The following is a 14,350-nucleotide window of genomic DNA, read 5'->3' on the forward strand; positions in this document are numbered from 1 at the left end:
TCGCCGCTTTACCCCGCAGCTAAGCGGCGATGCGTCTACTGCCGTGCTTGTAAGTTAGAGCGCATTTTCTAATTTGCTTTTGCATACTGCCTGCACGTTCGATCCTGTTCGCCGCCATCTTGCACATTTTGGCAAACTCGGGTAACCAAGTACCTTGTGACTTTTCATGCTGCGGGTTGACCCAGCAACGCGCTACATCCGGCCTGTGCCGCATCTAGCCATGGAGTCCCTGCGCCACCCGAACGCAAACCACACGCCGCTATTCGTCCAGGACAATGGAGCGTTGTAGATGACCGATAAAAATAATGACGACCTGAAACACCAAGCCTCCGAAAACACCCTGGGCCTTAACCCAGTGATAGGCATCCGCGGTAAAGACTTACTCACCTCCGCGCGCATCGTCCTCAAGCAAGCCATCAAGCAACCCCTGCACAGCGTCAAGCACATCGCCCATTTCGGCATGGAAGTAAAAAACGTCCTGCTCGGCCAATCCGAACTCAGCCCGGCCGAAGGCGACCGCCGCTTTAGCGATCCGGCGTGGAGCCAAAACCCGCTGTATAAGCGTTATCTGCAGACCTACCTGGCCTGGCGCAAAGAGCTGCATGACTGGGTTGAGCACAGCAACCTGTCCGAGCAAGACGCCAGCCGTGGCCACTTCGTGATCAACTTGATGACCGAAGCGATGGCGCCGAGCAACAGCATGGCCAACCCGGCGGCGGTTAAACGCTTCTTTGAAACCGGCGGCAAGAGCGTGCTCGACGGCCTCTCCCACTTGGCCAAGGACATCGTGCACAACGGCGGCATGCCCAGCCAGGTCAACATGAACGCCTTCGAGGTCGGCAAGAACGTCGCCACCAGCGACGGCGCAGTGATCTTCCGCAACGACCTACTGGAGCTGATCCACTACCAGCCCATCACCGAGCAAGTGCATGCGCGCCCGCTGCTGGTGGTGCCGCCGCAAATCAACAAGTTCTACGTCTTCGACCTGTCGCCGGATAAAAGCGTGGCGCGCTTCCTGCTGCGCAACGGCGTGCAAACCTTTGTGGTGAGCTGGCGTAACCCGACCAAAGCGCACCGCGAGTGGGGCCTGTCGACCTATATCGAAGCCCTGAAAGAAGCCATCAACGTAGTCACCGCTGTCACCGGCAGCAAAGACATCAACATGCTCGGCGCCTGCTCCGGCGGCCTGACCACCGCCAGCCTGCTCGGCCATTACGCGGCGCTGGGCGAGCACAAAGTGAACGCCCTGACCCTGCTGGTCAGCGTGCTGGATTACCGTTTAGAAACCGATGTGGCGCTGTTCGCCGACGAAAAAAGCCTGGAGCTGGCCAAGCGTCGTTCCTACCAGGCTGGGGTGCTGGAAGGCAGCGACATGGCCAAGGTGTTTGCCTGGATGCGGCCTAATGATTTGATCTGGAACTACTGGGTCAACAACTACCTGCTCGGCAATGAGCCGCCGGTGTTCGACATCCTCTACTGGAACAACGACACCACGCGCCTGCCCGCCGCTCTGCACGGAGAGTTTATCGAGATGTTCAAGACCAATCCGCTGGTGCGTCCAGGGGCTTTGGAAGTCTGCGGCACGCCGATTGATCTGCGCCAGGTCACCACCGACCTGTTCTGCGTCGCCGGCACCACCGATCACATCACGCCGTGGGAGTCCTGCTACAAATCGGCACGCTTGTTTGGTGGCAAAGTGGAATTTGTTTTATCCAACAGCGGTCATATCCAGAGCATCCTCAACCCGCCAGGTAATCCCAAGGCGCGTTACATGACCAACAGCGAGATGCCGGCTGACCCCAAAGCCTGGCAAGCCAGCTCAACCAAGAAGGCGGATTCCTGGTGGTTGCACTGGCAAAGCTGGTTGGCCGAGCGCTCGGGTGAATTGAAAAAAGCCCCCCGGCACTTAGGCAATAAAAAATACCCCGCAGGCGAGGCGGCTCCCGGCACCTATGTCCACGAGCGTTGATTAACCGCGCAGTGCGCGCACATGCCCGTGACACAGGAGGTGTCACTACCAGCCCAACGACCTGGGCAGGTGAAGCAGGCACCGACCTACGCCCTGGCAAAGCGCTGGCCGGGCTGTACCCGTGATTTAACTAAACAGGGCTATGCGCATGTCGCTACCATTTGAGTTTCGCACCATCGAGCTGGATGGCCAGACCATCCGCACGGCTGTGCGCCCCGGCACCGGCGAGATGACGCCGCTGCTGATTTTCAATGGCATCGGTGCCAACCTAGAACTGGTCATGCCCTTTGTCCGTGCACTGGACCCGAACTTGGAAGTGATCGCCTTCGACGTCCCTGGCGTCGGCGGCTCCTCCACCCCCAACACGCCTTATCGCTTCCCCAGCTTGGCCAAGCTGGCGGCGCGCATGCTCGATTATCTGGACTACGGCCAGGTCAACGCCATCGGCGTGTCCTGGGGTGGTGCACTGGCTCAGCAGTTTGCCCACGATTACCCCGAGCGCTGCAAAAAACTGATTCTCGCCGCCACCTCTGCCGGCGCCGTGATGCTGCCGGGCAAGCCTAAGGTGCTGTGGCGGATGGCCAGTCCCAGGCGCTATATCCAACCCTCCTATGGCGTGGAAATTGCTCCGGATATTTACGGCGGAGCGTTTCGCCGCGACCCCAAACTGGCGCTGTCCCATGCCAGCAAGGTGCGTTCTGGCGGCAAGCTGGGCTACTACTGGCAACTCTTCGCTGGCTTAGGCTGGACCAGCATCCACTGGCTGCACAAGATCAAGCAGCCAACCCTGGTGCTGGCCGGTGATGACGATCCACTGATTCCGCTGGTGAACATGCGCATGCTGGCCTGGCGGATTCCCAACTCGGAATTACATGTGATCGATGACGGCCATCTGTTCTTGGTCACCCGCGCCGAAGCCGTGGCGCCGATCATCATGAAGTTCTTAGAGGAGGAGCGGCAACCTGCGGTGATGCACCCGCAGCCGCAAGCCGCACAAGGTTAGTCACACGCAGTTGCGCAGCCTATTGGTTTGACCATGGAGTGTTGCCCTATGCCCGAGCTACCCGCTAAGCCAAAACCCAGCAAGGCCGGCGCCCACCTCAATGTGCACAATGCGGTGGTCGGCCTGCGCGGCCGTGATCTGCTCAGCACCCTGCGCCAACTGGCCTTGCACAGCGTCAAACGCCCCTTGCATACGGCCCGCCATGCACAGGCCTTAGGCAGCCAGTTAGGGCGGATTCTGCTCGGCGATCAGCCCTACTCAGTCAATCCTAAAGACGCCCGCTTTAAGGACCCCAGCTGGCAACACAACCCCGTCTATCAGCGCACCTTGCAAGGCTATCTGGCTTGCCGCCAGCAACTCAGCGCGTGGGTTAACGACAGCCAACTGAGCGCGGATGATCAGGCCCGCGCCCACTTCGTGCTCAGCCAGCTCGGTGATGCCCTGGCGCCGTCTAACAGTCCGCTGAATCCGCTGGTGCTCAAGGAGTTGTTTAACACCGGCGGCGCCAGCCTGCTGCGCGGCCTCAATCATCTCTACGATGATTTGTTGAACAACCACGGCCTGCCCAGCCAAGTCAGCAAGCATGCCTTTGAAGTGGGCCGTAACTTGGCAGCCACTGGCGGCGCGGTGGTGTTTCGCAACGAGCTGCTGGAGCTGATCCAGTACAAACCCATGACCGAAAAGCAGTACGCCAAGCCGCTGCTGATCGTGCCGTCGCAAATCAACAAGTTCTATATTTTCGACCTCGCAAGCGACAACAGCTTTGTCCAATACGCCCTGAAAAACGGCCTGCAAACCTTTATCGTCAGCTGGCGTAACCCTGATCCACGACACCGCGAATGGGGACTGTCGAGCTATGTACACGCGCTGGAGCAAGCCCTCGACGCCTGCCTGCAAATCACCGCCAGCAAAAGCCTGAATCTGCTCGGCGCCTGTGCTGGCGGCCTGACCAGCGCCGCGCTGCAGGGCCACCTGCAAGGCAAGCGCATGCTGCGCAAAGTGGCCAGCGCCAGCTATATGGTCAGCCTGCTGGATAGCCAGATCGACAGCCCGGCCTTGCTGTTTGCCGATGAGCTGAGCATCGAGGCGGCCAAGCGCCGCTCCTATCAACAAGGCGTATTGGAGGGCCGTGACATGGCGCGGATCTTCGCCTGGATGCGGCCCAACGAGCTGATCTGGCATTACTGGATCAACAATTACCTGCTCGGCAAAGAACCGCCAGCCTTCGACATCCTCTACTGGAACAACGACAACACCCGCTTACCCGCTGCCCTGCATGGCGAACTGATCGACTTCTTCAAATACAACCCACTGACCCGCGCCGGCGCCTTGGAGGTGTGCGGCACGCCCGTGGACTTAAGCAAGGTCAAGGTCGACAGCTTTACCGTGGCCGGCTGCAACGACCACATCACGCCCTGGGATGCGGTGTATCGCTCGGCCTCGCTGCTCGGCGGCAAGCGTGAGTTTGTTCTGGCCAATAGTGGGCATATCCAGAGCATCCTCAACCCGCCTGGACACCCCAAAGCCGGCTACCGCCACAGCCATGATTTAGCCAGCGATCCACGCGCCTGGTACCACGCCGCCGAAGAAGTTAAAGGCAGTTGGTGGCCAGCATGGCTGAGCTGGCTACAACAACGCAGTGGCGCCCAGCACAACATCCAGCCGCGCCTGGGCAGCGCGCAACACCCGGCCATGGATGCAGCCCCCGGCACCTATGTGCATATGCGTTAACGCCACCACAGGCCGGCATTGCACCAAGCCGGCCTTCATCACTTCGCCGCGCCGGTATGACCACAGCCTATGAAGACCCGCGACCGCATCCTCGACTACGCCCTGCTGCTGTTTAACCTAAAGGGCGAGCCGAACGTTTCAACCTTGGAGATCGCCAATGAATTAGGCATCAGCCCAGGCAATCTGTATTACCACTTCCATGGCAAAGAGCCGCTGACCTTGGGTTTGTTTCAGCGCTTTCAAAATGAGTTGGCGCCGCTGCTAGCGCCGCCGGCAGAGGTCGAGCTGGATATCGAAGATTGCTGGCTGCTGCTGCACCTGATCGTCGAGCGTCTGGCCGCCTACCGCTTCTTGTTCCAAGACCTGTCCAACCTCACCAGCCGTTTACCGAAACTGGAACACGGCATCCGCCTGTGGCTGATCCAACTCAAACGCATGCTCAACTGGTTGCTGCTGCAACTGGCTGGCGACAACCCATTGGCCAGCGACAGTTCTAGGCTTGTGCAGTTAGTCGAGCAGATCACCCTGACCCTGCTATTTGCCCTGGATTACCAACGCATCATGGGCCGTGAGGGCGAGAGTCGCCTGGTGGTTTATCAGGTGATGATGCTGCTGGCTCCGCATCTACCGGAAGATTCTCGCCAAGCCGCCGAACACTTGGCCAAACGCTATCTGCATGATGAATAAAAACGCCCGGCACTAGGCCGGGCGTGGGCATTGCAACAGCAGGTATTACGACTGCGTGGTCGGCGTTGCAGCAGCCGGGGCGCTTGGTGCAGTAGCCACCGGCGCAGGGGCTGGGGCTGGCGTCGCGGCAGCAGGTGCTGCTGGCTTGGCCGCCGGCGTTGCAGCTGGCTTAGGTGCAGCTTTTACCACAGGTTTAGCAGCCGGCTTAGGTGCAGCTTTTACCAACGGTTTAGCCGCTGGTTTAGCTGCAGGTTTAGCAGCGGCTTTTACGGCTGGCTTAGCCGCTGGTTTAGCTGCAGGTTTAGCAGCGGCTTTTACGGCTGGCTTAGCCGCTGGTTTGGCAGCAGCTTTTGCGGCTGGCTTAGCAGCTGGTTTGGCGGCAGCTTTTACGGCTGGCTTAGCAGCTGGTTTAGCGGCAGCTTTTACAGCTGGCTTAGCAGCTGGTTTGGCGGCAGCTTTTGCGGCTGGCTTAGCAGCGGGTTTGGCGGCAGCTTTTGCAACTGGCTTAGCAGCAGGTTTGGCGGCAGCTTTTGCAGCTGGCTTAGCAGCAGGTTTGGCGGCAGCTTTTGCGGCTGGCTTAGCAGCGGGTTTGGCGGCAGCTTTTGCGGCTGGCTTAGCAGCTGGTTTGGCGGCAGCTTTTGCAGCTGGCTTAGCAGCGGGTTTAGCGGCAGCTTTTGCGGCTGGCTTAGCAGCTGGTTTGGCAGCAGCTTTTTTCGCGGCGGGGACCGATTTGACCGATACGCCGGTCAGTTTCTCGATCTGTTTAGTGAGGTTATCAACTTTAGCGTTGAGCGATTTCACTTCATTGCTGCTCGGTACACCCAAGCGCGAGATCGCTTTGTTCAGGCGCTTGTCGAAGGCTTCTTCCAGCTCGCCCCACTTGCCAATCGCCTTGTCTTTTACTTCATCGACTTTGGATTTAGCGTTGCCCACTTTCGCCCCCAAAGTGGCTTTAGCGGCGCCGACCTCTGTCTTCGCTTGCTTCTCAGCTTTTTCGCCATCCTTGACCAAGTTATCGAACAGCTTATTGCCGTCCTTGCTGATCTTGGAATAGGCCCCCAAACCAGCCAACCAGATTTGGCGAGAGTACTTCTCGACTTCGCCAACCCAGGAAGTGGTTTGCTTCTCGGTTTTCTTTTTGACGACCATCCTGCTCTCCTTACTTGGTACGCGCGACATGCTCGAGCAACGCGCTCAGCACATCCAGCTTAGCAGACAGAGTTTCAACATCCTGCTTGGACGGAATGCCAATACGATTGAGTGCGCTAGCGACCCGATTGTCGAAGGCTTTTTCAAGTTTTTCCAGCTTATTTTCTACTTGGTTTTTCACATTATCGACATTGCTTACCAAGCTGACTTTGACACTACCGAGCTGTTCGTTGGCCGCTTCAAGCTGCTTATCGAAGAGCTTTTTACCTTGGTTTTCAATGCCTTCACCGCTCTTAACGAGGCTTTTGAAATAGCCCAAACCCTCTTGCCCGACCTTCACATAGGCGCCTAAACCAGCTAACCAAACACTCCGCGCATAGCCTTTTACCGGCGCCAACACCTCAGTATTGGCCGTGGCAGCGGCAGTTTTTTTCAGCGAAGTTTTTTTAACGACGGCTTTCGACATGCTGCACCTCACTCAAATTGGTTGAGTAAACACCCACGAAACGCAGGCTTAGATGCACAGTAATGAGGAAAATTAGAAACGACATACTAAGGTGGCATGCCGCGCAAAATCAGGCCTGCAGGTGTTTATCCAGGGTGTCTTCGATCTCACGTTTGATGCTGCTGCTCATGGCCGACAGCAACAAGCCCAAACTCAAACGCACCCGTACACGGTCCTCATGCACATCTATGCTGCCGTCAGCACCGCTGCGCTTAAACTCCAAACTGTCGCCATTCCAGCGATAACGCACGTCATATTGTTGAGCCAGACGCTCAGCCAGTTGCTCGGCCTTCTGCCGCGCGGCGTCACGGCCCAGGCTGTGGGGACGTTCAATGGTGATTTTGGCCATGCAAGGCTCCTCGGCAATAAGCTTAAACCCTGAGCTGCGACCTTAGGTCCCGCGCCCCGGATCTCTACAAGGCGCGACTATAGCAAGGCTCAGGCAGCCAAGCTGCACCGCGCGCATAGCAGTTTGTCCAATGCTATGCAGCATAAAAACCCAGAGCCACGATTTGGGTTTAGAATGAACGCCACTTTTAGATGCAGCCCCTGTGTTTTAGGAAAGGCCAAGATGAACGATCCGCGCAAGAGCAGCGACAGCGAAGCCACCACCCACTTTGGTTTCCAGAATGTGCCGGAAAGCCAAAAGGCGGAAAAAGTCGCCGAAGTCTTTCACTCCGTAGCAAGCAAATACGACCTGATGAACGATGTGCTGTCCGGTGGCCTGCATCGGCTGTGGAAGCGTTTCACCATCGAACTGTCCGGCGTGCGCCGGGGCAACCGGGTATTGGATATCGCCGGCGGCACCGGTGATCTGACCCGCAAATTTTCAAGCCTTGTAGGGCCCACCGGCGAAGTGGTGCTGGCCGACATCAACGCCTCGATGCTCAAAGTCGGTCGTGATCGTCTGCTGGATAAAGGCGTGGCTGGCAACGTGCAGTTTGTTCAGGCCGACGCCGAAAAGCTGCCGTTCCCGGATAACCACTTCGATGTGGTGACCATCGCCTTCGGCCTGCGCAACGTGACCCATAAAGAAGACGCGCTGCGTTCCATCCTGCGCGTGCTGAAACCGGGCGGCCGTCTGCTCGTGCTGGAATTTTCCAAGCCCACTAATGGCTTGCTGTCGAAGTTCTACGACACCTACTCATTCCACTTTATGCCACTGGCCGGCAAGTTGATCAGCAACGATGCCGACAGCTACCGCTACCTGGCTGAGTCGATCCGCATGCACCCGGATCAGGAAACCCTCAAAGCCATGATGGCCGATGCCGGTTTTGAACGCGTGACCTTCCACAACATGACTGGCGGCATCGTCGCTCTGCACCGAGGTGTCAAACCCTAATGCTAGTCACCGGGCTGCTGGCCGGCGTTGAGCTGGGCCTCAATCGCGTCCTGGCGCTGGACAGCACGGCACTGCCGCGTCTGGCTGGCCTGAGCGGTCAGGTCATCGCCGTGCACTGCACCGCGCCAGATGTTCAGGTGTTTATCCTGCCCAATGCCGACGGCCTGCAACTGGCTGCGCAGTGGGCCGGCGCGACTGACTGCCACCTGCACGCCTCCGCTAGCAGCTTGCTGCGCCTGGCCCTAAGCCAAGATAAAACCAGCATTTTGCATGGCCCCGATGTCCAGCTCGACGGCGACAGTGCCGCGCTGCTGGAACTGGCAGCCATTCTGCAAGACCTCGAACTGGACTGGGAATACGAACTGGCCCGCTGGTTCGGCCCCATCGCCAGCCCGCTGGTGGGTAATCACCTGCGCAGCCGCAGCCAATGGTTCAAACAGACCTTGGAAAGCCTGCGCCTGAATCTGGCCGATTACCTCAGTGAAGAGTCGCGCACCTTAGTGGGGCAGCGCGAAGCCGATGCCCGTTTTGCCGAACTGGATCAGTTAAAACTGTCCCTCGACCGTCTCGACGCGCGTATCGAGCGCCTCGCCCAACGCCATAAGCCCACTGCATGAAGCTGCTTGCCCTGCGTCGCCTGCTGCGCATTTTGCGCGTGATCATCCGCCACCAGTTGGATGACCTGCTGTTCAGCCTGCCCCTGCCGTTTTGGGCCCGCCTGCTGCGCCATGCCTTGCCGTGGCGTTGGCTGCCACGGCGCCAGCCCACGTTGTCGCGTGGCGCGCGCCTACGTTTGAGCCTGCAAGAGCTGGGGCCGATCTTTATTAAGTTCGGCCAGATTCTCTCGACCCGCCGCGACCTGCTGCCGGCTGATATCGCCGATGAACTGGCGCACCTGCAAGACCGCGTGCCGCCGTTCGACCCGGCCAAAGCCCTGGCGCTGATCGAGAGCCAGTTGGGCGCCAAGGTTGAGCAGGTATTCGCCCGTTTTGATGGCCAACCGCTGGCCTCGGCCTCGGTGGCGCAAGTCCACGCGGCACAATTGAAAAGCGGCGAAGAAGTCGTCGTAAAGGTTATTCGCCCCGGCCTCAAACCGATTATTGAGCAGGACATCGCCTGGCTGTTTATGATCGCCCGGCTCGCGGAAAAAGCCTCGGCCGATGCCCGCCGCCTGCGCCCGATCGAAGTAGTCAGTGACTACGAAAAAACCATCTACGACGAGCTCGACCTGCTGCGCGAGGCGGCTAACGCCAGCCAATTGCGGCGCAACTTTGAAGGCTCGCCGCTGCTGTACGTGCCGCAAGTGTATTGGGATCTGTGCCGGCCTAAAGTGCTGGTGATGGAGCGCATCTACGGCGTGCAGGTCACTGACTTGGTCACTCTGGCCGATCAGCGTACAGATATGAAACTGCTTGCCGAGCGCGGTGTGGAGATCTTTTTCACCCAAGTGTTCCGCGACAGCTTTTTCCACGCCGACATGCACCCGGGCAATATTTTCGTCAGCACACGCACGCCGTGGAACCCGCAATACATCGCCATCGACTGCGGCATCGTCGGCAGCCTGACCCCCGAGGATCAGGACTACCTGGCGCGCAACGTGATGGCCTTTTTCAAACGCGACTACCGCAAAGTGGCGCAGCTGCACATCGACTCTGGCTGGGTGCCCAAAGACACCAAGGTCAACGAATTCGAGGCGGCAATCCGCACAGTGTGCGAGCCGATTTTCGATAAGCCGCTCAAAGACATTTCCTTCGGCCAAGTGCTGATGCGCCTGTTCCAGACCGCGCAACGCTTCAATATGGAAGTGCAGCCGCAATTGGTTTTGCTGCAAAAAACCCTGCTCAATATCGAAGGTCTGGGCCGCCAGCTGTACCCCGACTTGGATCTGTGGAGCACCGCCCTGCCGTTCCTCGAGCGCTGGATGCGCGAGCGTCACAGCCCGAAAACGGTTTTGCAGAATCTGCAAAGCCAAGTCGAGCAAGTGCCGCACCTGGCCAATATGACCCGCGATTTGCTCGAGCGTTATTCCCAGCCGCACAGCCATAACCAAGCTGCGCCTGCGCTCAAAACTGAGGATCGTGGCGTATTGCGCCTGCTCGGTGCTGGCCTTTTAGTCGGTGCGGCGGTGCTGCTCAGTGGCAGCCCAGACTGGGTAAATCTAAGCACTTGGCCAGCCTGGTTAATGGGCGTGGCGGGTCTGTACTTGGTCGTTCGCCGATAGCCATAAACGGCCTTGGCTGTCACACTTAGCGCCTTCGATCCCACCTGCTGTATGGCCCGCCAGGGTATTAACGAGAAATGACTGATTGGCTTGATGAAATTCGCTGGGACAAGGACGGCTTAGTCGCTGTGATTGCCCAGGATTACCAGAGCGGGCGCATCTTGATGATGGCCTGGATGAATCGCGAATCCCTCGCTCTGACTGTAGCTGAAGGCCGTGCCGTATATTGGTCACGCTCGCGCGGCAAACTGTGGCGCAAAGGTGAAGAGTCCGGCCACGTGCAAAAACTGCATGAGCTACGCTTGGACTGCGACGCTGACGTAATAACGCTGCAAGTTGAGCAAATCGGCGGCATCGCTTGTCATACCGGACGTGAAAGCTGCTTCTACCGCGTTTATGACGACGCCAGCTGGAAGACCGTTGATGCCGTGATCAAACCGGCAGACAGCATCTATCACAAAGGACACAGCCATGAGTGACACCCTAGCGCGCCTGGCCCAGGTGCTGGAAGAACGCAAAGGTGCTGCACCTGACAGCTCTTATGTGGCCAGCCTGTACCACAAGGGCTTAAACAAAATTCTCGAGAAGGTCGGTGAGGAATCGGTGGAAACCATTCTGGCTGCCAAGGATGCTCAACAGTCCGGAGACTGCAGCGACCTTATCTATGAAACCGCCGACCTGTGGTTCCACAGTCTGGTCATGCTGGCCGCCTTGGGTCAGCACCCCCAAGCTGTTCTGGACGAACTGAACCGCCGTTTTGGCCTCTCCGGGCACGCTGAAAAAGCCGCCCGTGAGACCCACTAATTAATTTTGCGAGGAGCTCGACATGGGTATTTTTGACTGGAAACACTGGATCGTCATCCTGGTGGTCGTGGTACTGATCTTCGGTACCAAAAAACTGAAGAACTTGGGCTCGGACCTGGGCGAAACCATCAAAGGTTTCCGCAAAGCGATGAACACCGAAGACGAAGGCAAAGCCGAACAGGCCAGCCCTGCTGCACCACAACAACCCACCGCGCCGCTGAATCAGCCACAAACCTTTGACGGCCAAGTGCATAAAGTTGAAGACCCAGCGCGCAAAGACTGAGCCTAGCCATGTTTGATATCGGCTTTTCCGAATTAGTACTGGTGGGGCTGGTGGCCTTAGTGGTGCTTGGCCCCGAACGTTTACCCGGAGCCGTGCGCACGGCCGGCTTGTGGATTGGCCGAATCAAACGCAGCTTCAATGCCATCAAGCAGCAAGTTGAGCAGGAACTCGGCGCCGATGAAATCCGCCGACAGCTGCACAATGAGCAGATTTTGCAGCTTGAGCGGGAAATGGCGGCGATGAAGCAAGAGCTGATCGATGCCGGCAAACTGGCGCCACCCACGCCCAACGCCGCGGCTGAACCTACGCCGGGCACGCCTCAGGCGACGCCCGCCGTGCACAGCCCTGAAGCCATCGCTGCCGCACCAGCAGCGCCAGCGACAGCCACGCCAACAGCGCCCGCGGCCCAGCCTGAAGCTGTTCCAAGCGCAGGTGGCGCGGCGCCAAGCCCAGTGATTCAGGACAAACCGCAATCATGAGTCCACTACCAGAAACTGATCAGGAAATGCCGCTGATCTCGCACCTGGCTGAGCTGCGCAGTCGCTTGCTGCGCTGCGTGATCGCGGTACTGCTGTTGTTTGGCGCGCTGTTCTACTTCGCCCAAGACATCTACACCATCGTCTCGGCTCCGCTGCGCGCGTACCTGCCCGAAGGCGCCACGATGATTGCCACTGGGGTGGCCTCACCGTTTCTTACGCCCTTCAAGCTGACCGCGTGGATTGCCTTCTTCTTAAGCGTGCCAGTGATTCTGTTTCAGCTCTGGGGCTTTATCGCGCCGGGCCTGTACAAACATGAGAAGCGCCTGGCCGTGCCATTGATGGCATCGAGCATTCTGCTGTTCTACGCCGGGATGGCCTTCGCTTACTTCTTGGTGTTCCCGATCATCTTCCACTTCTTCGCCAGCGTAACCCCTGACGGCGTGGCGATGATGACCGACATCAACGAGTACCTGAGCTTTATCCTCACCCTGTTCTTTGCCTTTGGTGTGGCCTTTGAGATCCCCGTGGCGACCTTCCTGCTGATCTGGGTCGGCATCGTCGATGTCGCCACCCTGCGCAAGATCCGCCCCTATGTGGTGATTGGTTGCTTCGTGGTGGGGATGATCCTCACCCCGCCGGATATTTTCTCCCAGACCCTGCTGGCAGTACCGATGTGGCTGCTGTTTGAAGTGGGCCTGCTGTGCGGCAGCATGATCAAAAAGCATCAAGTTGAAGAAGAACAAGCCGAGCAGCCAGACCAGCCACCTGCGCCACTGCCTTGAACCTGTTGCTCTTAGAAGACAGCGACTTTGTCGCTGTCGATCAGGTTTGCCTCACCGGCCGGCGCCTTAAACATCTGCTGGAAGTGCACCGGGCCGCCATCGGCGACAGCCTGCGGGTTGGTCGTATCGGCGGGCTGATGGGCCAAGGCCACCTGCTCGAACTGGATCAACAGCAGGCGCGCTTAAGCGTCAGCTTTGACCAAGCACCGCCCGCCAAACTGCCCCTGACCCTGCTGCTGGCCCTGCCACGCCCGAAGATGCTGCGCCGTGTGCTGCAAACCATCAGCAGCATGGGCGTGCCGAAAGTGGTGCTGCTGAACAGCTACCGGGTGGAAAAAAGCTTCTGGCAAACGCCCTTTCTCGCCCCCCAAGTGATCCGCGAGCAGTTGATTCTGGGCCTCGAACAAGCCCGCGATACCGTCCTGCCTGAGGTGATCATCGAGAAGCGCTTTAAACCCTTTGTCGAAGACCAACTGCCGCAACTGGCCGCCGGCACCCTGGGCTTGGTCGGCCACCCCGGCGAGTACCCAGAATGCCCCCGCGCGGTCACCCAGCCAGTCACCTTGGCCATCGGTCCAGAAGGCGGCTGGATTCCCTATGAGGTGGATTTGCTGAAGCAGGCAGGCCTAGAGCCGGTGCAACTTGGCGAGCGCATCCTGCGCGTCGAAACCGCCGTCACCGCCCTGCTTGCCCGCCTCTACTAACCCCCTGCCATAAGCCGCACCGCGTTTAGCCTAAGGGGTTCAACGCCGCCGGCCCCGTAGAGCGTAGGGTGGATGACGCTTCATCCATCCACCAGGCGTCCGCCATGGATATATCGGTAAATCTTCAAGCATGAGGGCACTGTGGTGATGGTGGCCAAGGCCGCTGCGCGGCCGTTGACCACCCTACGTTGGAGCGGGTGGCTGCCGTGGTGCAAGCGCCTGTGCGGCGCCTGTGCGGCGATTGCGCCCTAGCGCTGCCCGCGCCAGAGCGTAGGGAGGATGACGCTTCATCCATCCACCAGGCGTCCGCCATGGATATATCGGTAAGTCTTCAAGCATGAGGGCACTGTGGTGATGGTGGCCAAGGCCTCTGCGCGGCCGTTGACCACCCTAGGTTGGGGCGGGTGGCTGTCGTGGTGCGGCGATTGCGCCCTAGCGCTGCCCGCGCCAGCGTAGGGTGGATGGCGCTTCATCCATCCACCAGGCGTCCGTCATGGATATACCGGTAAATCTTCAGGCATGAGGGCACTGTGGTGATGGTGGCCAAGGCCGCTGCGCGGCCGTTGACCACCCTACGTTGGAGCGGGTGGCTGCCGTGGTGCAAGTGCCTGTGCGGCGATTGCCCCCTGCCGCTGCCCGCGCCAGCGTAGGGTGGATGACGCTTCATCCATCCACCAGGCGTCCGTCATGG

At 59.0% G+C, this 14,350-nt stretch carries 16 protein-coding genes; 13 read left to right on the forward strand and 3 right to left on the reverse strand.

Annotated features, from left to right (window positions below):
• Window positions 1-289 precede the first annotated feature (289 nt).
• From phaC (NTD81_RS12040) to NTD81_RS12055, 4 genes are all read left to right on the forward strand, one after another.
• On the forward strand, window positions 290-1,969 hold the full coding sequence (phaC, locus tag NTD81_RS12040) for a class II poly(R)-hydroxyalkanoic acid synthase (RefSeq protein ID WP_262182647.1): 1,680 nt from the start codon (window positions 290-292) through the stop codon (window positions 1,967-1,969).
• Between the two features lie 148 nt (window positions 1,970-2,117).
• Complete coding sequence (phaZ, locus tag NTD81_RS12045) at window positions 2,118-2,972, forward strand: poly(3-hydroxyalkanoate) depolymerase (protein ID WP_262182648.1); 855 nt, start codon at window positions 2,118-2,120, stop codon at window positions 2,970-2,972.
• Window positions 2,973-3,020: 48 nt separating this feature from the next.
• Window positions 3,021-4,703, forward strand: coding sequence for a class II poly(R)-hydroxyalkanoic acid synthase (gene phaC, locus NTD81_RS12050; protein WP_262182651.1), 1,683 nt, complete (start codon window positions 3,021-3,023; stop codon window positions 4,701-4,703).
• Between the two features lie 69 nt (window positions 4,704-4,772).
• The gene (locus tag NTD81_RS12055) at window positions 4,773-5,390 is read left to right on the forward strand and encodes a TetR/AcrR family transcriptional regulator (RefSeq protein ID WP_262182653.1); all 618 of its coding nucleotides are present in this window, start codon (window positions 4,773-4,775) and stop codon (window positions 5,388-5,390) included.
• A 45-nt stretch (window positions 5,391-5,435) separates the two neighbouring features.
• On the opposite strand, the gene NTD81_RS12060 is transcribed toward NTD81_RS12055, so the two are convergent.
• The 3 genes from NTD81_RS12060 to NTD81_RS12070 all read right to left on the reverse strand — a co-directional run bounded on the left by NTD81_RS12060 (window position 5,436) and on the right by NTD81_RS12070 (window position 7,393).
• Window positions 5,436-6,539 carry a phasin family protein gene (locus NTD81_RS12060; protein WP_262182655.1) on the reverse strand — a complete coding sequence of 368 codons (1,104 nt, stop codon included), beginning with the start codon at window positions 6,537-6,539 and terminating at the stop codon, window positions 5,436-5,438.
• A 10-nt stretch (window positions 6,540-6,549) separates the two neighbouring features.
• Window positions 6,550-7,005: a phasin family protein gene (locus NTD81_RS12065; RefSeq protein WP_262182656.1), complete on the reverse strand. Its 456-nt coding sequence runs from the start codon at window positions 7,003-7,005 to the stop codon at window positions 6,550-6,552.
• A gap of 109 nt (window positions 7,006-7,114) precedes the next feature.
• Window positions 7,115-7,393: a polyhydroxyalkanoic acid system family protein gene (locus NTD81_RS12070; protein WP_262182658.1), complete on the reverse strand. Its 279-nt coding sequence runs from the start codon at window positions 7,391-7,393 to the stop codon at window positions 7,115-7,117.
• A gap of 222 nt (window positions 7,394-7,615) precedes the next feature.
• Between NTD81_RS12070 and ubiE the strand changes: the two genes are divergently transcribed.
• The 9 genes from ubiE (at window position 7,616) to NTD81_RS12115 (ending at window position 13,659) form a co-directional block, all read left to right on the forward strand.
• The gene (gene ubiE, locus NTD81_RS12075) at window positions 7,616-8,386 is read left to right on the forward strand and encodes a bifunctional demethylmenaquinone methyltransferase/2-methoxy-6-polyprenyl-1,4-benzoquinol methylase UbiE (protein ID WP_262182659.1); all 771 of its coding nucleotides are present in this window, start codon (window positions 7,616-7,618) and stop codon (window positions 8,384-8,386) included.
• Window positions 8,386-9,003 (forward strand): SCP2 domain-containing protein, encoded by a 618-nt coding sequence (locus NTD81_RS12080; protein ID WP_262182660.1) that lies wholly within the window; start codon window positions 8,386-8,388, stop codon window positions 9,001-9,003. The genes ubiE and NTD81_RS12080 overlap by 1 nt, the downstream gene beginning before the upstream one ends.
• Window positions 9,000-10,607 carry a ubiquinone biosynthesis regulatory protein kinase UbiB gene (ubiB, locus tag NTD81_RS12085; RefSeq protein WP_262182662.1) on the forward strand — a complete coding sequence of 536 codons (1,608 nt, stop codon included), beginning with the start codon at window positions 9,000-9,002 and terminating at the stop codon, window positions 10,605-10,607. Before NTD81_RS12080 ends, ubiB begins: the two co-directional genes overlap by 4 nt.
• A 77-nt stretch (window positions 10,608-10,684) precedes the next feature.
• Complete coding sequence (gene hisI / locus NTD81_RS12090) at window positions 10,685-11,086, forward strand: phosphoribosyl-AMP cyclohydrolase (protein ID WP_262182664.1); 402 nt, start codon at window positions 10,685-10,687, stop codon at window positions 11,084-11,086.
• Window positions 11,079-11,411 (forward strand): phosphoribosyl-ATP diphosphatase, encoded by a 333-nt coding sequence (locus NTD81_RS12095; protein WP_262182665.1) that lies wholly within the window; start codon window positions 11,079-11,081, stop codon window positions 11,409-11,411. The genes hisI and NTD81_RS12095 overlap by 8 nt, the downstream gene beginning before the upstream one ends.
• 22 nt (window positions 11,412-11,433) lie before the next feature.
• Window positions 11,434-11,694, forward strand: coding sequence for a twin-arginine translocase TatA/TatE family subunit (locus NTD81_RS12100; RefSeq protein ID WP_262182667.1), 261 nt, complete (start codon window positions 11,434-11,436; stop codon window positions 11,692-11,694).
• 8 nt (window positions 11,695-11,702) lie between these two features.
• Entirely contained in the window at window positions 11,703-12,173 is a 471-nt protein-coding gene (gene tatB, locus NTD81_RS12105) for a Sec-independent protein translocase protein TatB (protein WP_262182668.1), read from the forward strand.
• On the forward strand, window positions 12,170-12,955 hold the full coding sequence (gene tatC, locus NTD81_RS12110) for a twin-arginine translocase subunit TatC (RefSeq protein WP_262182669.1): 786 nt from the start codon (window positions 12,170-12,172) through the stop codon (window positions 12,953-12,955). The genes tatB and tatC overlap by 4 nt, the downstream gene beginning before the upstream one ends.
• On the forward strand, window positions 12,952-13,659 hold the full coding sequence (locus NTD81_RS12115) for a 16S rRNA (uracil(1498)-N(3))-methyltransferase (protein WP_262182670.1): 708 nt from the start codon (window positions 12,952-12,954) through the stop codon (window positions 13,657-13,659). Before tatC ends, NTD81_RS12115 begins: the two co-directional genes overlap by 4 nt.
• Window positions 13,660-14,350 lie beyond the last annotated feature (691 nt).

Origin of the sequence: Pseudomonas sp. 5P_3.1_Bac2, assembly GCF_025465995.1 — a bacterium.
Classification (GTDB): Bacteria; Pseudomonadota; Gammaproteobacteria; order Pseudomonadales; family Pseudomonadaceae; genus Aquipseudomonas.